The organism is Saccharomonospora halophila 8 (assembly GCF_000383775.1).
In the GTDB taxonomy this organism is placed as follows: Bacteria; Actinomycetota; Actinomycetes; order Mycobacteriales; family Pseudonocardiaceae; genus Saccharomonospora; species Saccharomonospora halophila.
On record NZ_KB912474.1, the window covers coordinates 6707 to 10034 of the forward strand.

Consider the following 3328-nt stretch of genomic DNA (forward strand, 5'->3'; position numbering starts at 1 on the left):
CCCGCCGGCGCAGTCCGCTCCGCAGGCCGCCGCCCAGAACGCCGGGCAGAACGCCGGGCCACCGGCCCAGGAGGACGCCTCGGCGGGTGGGAAGCCGCCGTTGCCCCGCAGGCGCAGGCAGGAGAATCTGGCTCCGCAGCTGCGCGACGAGGCCGGGCCCTCCGAGCAGGGCGGTGACGCCACCGATCCCGCGGAGACTCCCGACGACGCACGTAGCAGGCTCTCGGCGTTCCAGATGGGCACTCGGAGAGCACGGCACCAGAAACCCGGCGGCGACGAGACTGGAGACTGAGACACCATGACGAACTCGGGAGTCAACGAACTCGACTGGCTGCTGGACGACTTGGTGAACCAGGTCGCGGGAGCCGAACGCGCCGTCGTACTGTCGTCGGACGGCCTGTTGATCGGGCGATCGAGTAATCTGTCCGAAGAGGACGGGGAGCATCTGTCCGCCGTCGCCTCGGCGTTCCAGAGCCTGGCTCGGGGCACCGGGCGGCACTTCGGCGGTGGAGCGGTGCGGCAGACCGTGGTGGAGATGGACCATGCGTTCCTCTTCGTCACGGCCGCCGGGCGCGGGGCCTGCCTGGCCCTGCTGACGTCCGAGGACGCCGACATGGGCATGGTGGCGTACTCGATGAACATGATGGTCAAACGGGTAGGCGCGGTGCTCAGCGCGGCGCCGAGGGTGGAACAACAAAGTGCGCCATGAGTGACTTCGGACAGGAGTGGTTCGACGAGGCCGGCGAGACCGACGACGGTGGTGGCCTCGTCCGCTCGTACGTGGTGACGGGCGGCCGGACCAGGTCGGACAACTTCGGCCTGAACATGATGACGCTCGTCGTGTCGCTGTGCACGCCTGCCGAGGCCGCGCATCTGCCCAGCGAGTACGCCCAGATCGTGCACATGTGCCAGCGACCGATGTCGGTGGCCGAGGTGGGTGGACACGTCGACCTGCCCCTGCCCGTGGTCAAGGTCCTGCTCAGCGATTTGATCGAGCAGAATTATGTGATCTTCCGTAAGGCGACGCCCGAGGGCGACGCCCCCAACAAACACGTACTGCAGGCGGTTCTGGATGGCATCCGCAAACTCTGACGAGCGGCGACTGACGGCGACGGCGGTGAAGCTGTTGGTCGCCGGTGGTTTCGGGGTCGGCAAGACCACGATGGTGGGTTCGGTCAGCGAGGTTCCGCCGCTGCGCACCGAGGAGTCACTGACGTCCGCGTCCGAGGGCGTGGACGATCTGTCCGGTGTGGAGGCGAAGACCACCACCACCGTGGCGCTCGACTTCGGGCGTATCACGATCAACTCCGAGTTGATCCTGTACCTGTTCGGGACCCCCGGGCAGGACCGGTTCTGGTTCATGTGGGACGAGCTGGCCCAGGGTGCGCTCGGCGCGGTGGTGCTCGCCGACACGCGCAGGCTGGAGTCGTGCTTCCCCGCGGTGGACTACTTCGAGCGCCGGGGACTGCCGTTCGTGGTGGGCGTGAACTGCTTCGACCAGGCGCACATGTACGGGACCGAGGAGGTGCGCGCGGCGCTCGACGTCGGCCCCGAGGTGCCGCTGGTGCTGTGCGACGCCCGGGACAAGGAGTCCACCAAGCAGGTCCTGATCACCCTCATCGAGTACGTCATGTCCACCGCGGACCTGGTGCCCGCCGCCCGCTGACGGCCCCCTCACCCTGCGTGTGTGGCGTGAGGGGCACTTTCCCTGCGTCTCACGCAGCGAAAGTGCCCCACACGGCGCCGAGCGCGGGGAAAGTGCCCTTCACGGTTCACCCCGTCGGGTGGGCGGTGCCCTGGAGGAGGGGGCTGGCGGGGATCCAGCGGGGGCCTGCCCGGAGGTTCTCCAGCTCGGTGAAGGTGAAGCCGGCGTGTTCGACCGCCGTCCGGGTGTCCCGGTTGGGGTGACATCCCGCGCCGAGACGCTTCCACAACGGGGTGACGCGGTCCTGCCACCTCGCCTGGGCACCCTCGCCGCGGACGTGTTCCAGCACGTACAGGGTTCCCTCGGGGCGCAGTACGCGACGGGCCTCGGCCAACGCCCGCGCGGGGTCGGCCACCGTACACAGCACGAGGGTGCACACCACCGCGTCGAACGAGTCGTCGTCGAACGGCAGCTCCTCGGCGGCCGCGTCGCTGACCTGGACCACCGGCGCGTGTGCCCGGCCGAGCTTGCGCTCCAGCTTCGCGCGCATCGCCGGGTCGGGCTCGGTGAGCACCACCTGCTCGGCGTTGCGGAGGTAATCGAGGTTCACCCCGGTACCGGCCCCGACGTCGAGCACCCGCCCGGTCACCCCGGACAGCATCCCCTCGCGCCGCGGCCCGAGCAGATTCTTCTCGACCGGCGCGGCCATCCGGTCGTACATGGCGGCGAAGATCCGATGTCCCGGCATCCCTTGAGCCTAACCGCCCGTGTGCCCACTCACCGGGTGCCCGTGAAGGACTCCTTCCTCCTTCCCTGCCCTCAACGCAGCGAAGGGGGCCCTCACTGCACTGGACGCAGGGAAGGAGTCCTTCACGGCACCGGGCGCAGGGAAGGAGTCCTTCACGGCACACCGCGGATCGAGCGGTCCAACAGTTGGACGGGGTGTTGGAGGGGGAGGTCGTCGGTGTCGAGGTAGCGGGCGATCTGGAGGAGGCAGCCCGGGTTGGCTGTGACCAGCAGGTCCGGGTGCACCGAGCGGACGTTGTCCGCCTTGCGTCTGCCCAGGTCGGCGGCCGCCTCCGGCTGCAGCAGGTTGTAGACGCCCGCCGAGCCGCAGCACAGCTCCGCGTCCGGCAGGTCGACCACCTCCACGCCCGGGATCGTGCGCAGCACCTGCCGGGGCTGGGACCACACGCCCTGGGCGTGTCGCAGGTGGCAGGCGTCGTGGTAGGCCACCCTCGCCTCGACCGGGTGCCGCGGCGCGCGCGGTTCCAGCTCGGCCAGCACCTCGCTGACATCGCGGACCTTCGCCGACAGTGCCCGCGCCCGCTCGGCCCATTCCGGGTCGTCGGCGAGCAGCGTGCCGTACTCCTTCATCGACGAGCCGCACCCGGCCACGTTGACCACGATGTCGTCCACCGGCAGCCGCTCGAACGTCTCGATCGTGCGCCGGGCCCGCGCGACGGCGTGCTCCTCGCGCCCGGCGTGCAGGCCCAGCGCGCCACAGCAGCCCTGGTCCCGCGGGGTGAGCACCTCGCACCCCTCGGCGGCCAGCACCCGCTGCGTGGCGGCGTTGACCTCGTGGAAGAACACATCCTGCACGCAGCCGGACAACAGCGCCACCCGGCGCCGTGTCGGCCCGGATGGGCGCACCCGCCGCGGCAGCCCCGCGAACGCCTCCCG

The 3328-nt window shown here is 70.2% G+C and carries 5 protein-coding genes and 1 pseudogene; 4 read left to right on the forward strand and 2 right to left on the reverse strand.

The annotated features are described in order from the left end of the window. The 4 genes and pseudogenes from SACHA_RS24745 to SACHA_RS0100260 form a co-directional block, all read left to right on the forward strand. Positions 1–292, forward strand: a pseudogene (locus SACHA_RS24745) (histidine kinase); the annotation flags it as partial. A gap of 6 nt (positions 293–298) precedes the next feature. Continuing rightward, on the forward strand, positions 299–709 hold the full coding sequence (locus SACHA_RS0100250) for a roadblock/LC7 domain-containing protein (RefSeq protein ID WP_007026981.1): 411 nt from the start codon (positions 299–301) through the stop codon (positions 707–709). Continuing rightward, positions 706–1092 carry a DUF742 domain-containing protein gene (locus SACHA_RS0100255; protein WP_019806246.1) on the forward strand — a complete coding sequence of 129 codons (387 nt, stop codon included), beginning with the start codon at positions 706–708 and terminating at the stop codon, positions 1090–1092. Before SACHA_RS0100250 ends, SACHA_RS0100255 begins: the two co-directional genes overlap by 4 nt. Then, positions 1073–1666, forward strand: coding sequence for a GTP-binding protein (locus tag SACHA_RS0100260; RefSeq protein WP_007026983.1), 594 nt, complete (start codon positions 1073–1075; stop codon positions 1664–1666). Before SACHA_RS0100255 ends, SACHA_RS0100260 begins: the two co-directional genes overlap by 20 nt. A gap of 106 nt (positions 1667–1772) precedes the next feature. Here SACHA_RS0100260 and SACHA_RS0100265 read toward each other — a convergent pair whose 3' ends face one another. Together SACHA_RS0100265 and SACHA_RS0100270 are read right to left on the reverse strand one after the other, a co-directional pair. Continuing rightward, the gene (locus tag SACHA_RS0100265) at positions 1773–2393 is read right to left on the reverse strand and encodes a class I SAM-dependent methyltransferase (protein ID WP_019806248.1); all 621 of its coding nucleotides are present in this window, start codon (positions 2391–2393) and stop codon (positions 1773–1775) included. 152 nt (positions 2394–2545) lie between these two features. Then, on the reverse strand, positions 2546–3328 hold a 783-nt coding region (locus SACHA_RS0100270), incomplete at its 5' end, for a (Fe-S)-binding protein (RefSeq protein ID WP_019806249.1).

What these genes read in the sequence shown, in the direction of transcription:
- SACHA_RS0100265 (WP_019806248.1), bottom strand. Translation starts at nt 2,393, where the DNA reads ATGCCGGGACATCGGATCTTCGCCGCCATGTACGACCGGATGGCCGCG.
- SACHA_RS0100255 (WP_019806246.1), top strand. Translation starts at nt 706, where the DNA reads ATGAGTGACTTCGGACAGGAGTGGTTCGACGAGGCCGGCGAGACCGAC.
- SACHA_RS0100260 (WP_007026983.1), top strand. Translation starts at nt 1,073, where the DNA reads ATGGCATCCGCAAACTCTGACGAGCGGCGACTGACGGCGACGGCGGTG.
- SACHA_RS0100250 (WP_007026981.1), top strand. Translation starts at nt 299, where the DNA reads ATGACGAACTCGGGAGTCAACGAACTCGACTGGCTGCTGGACGACTTG.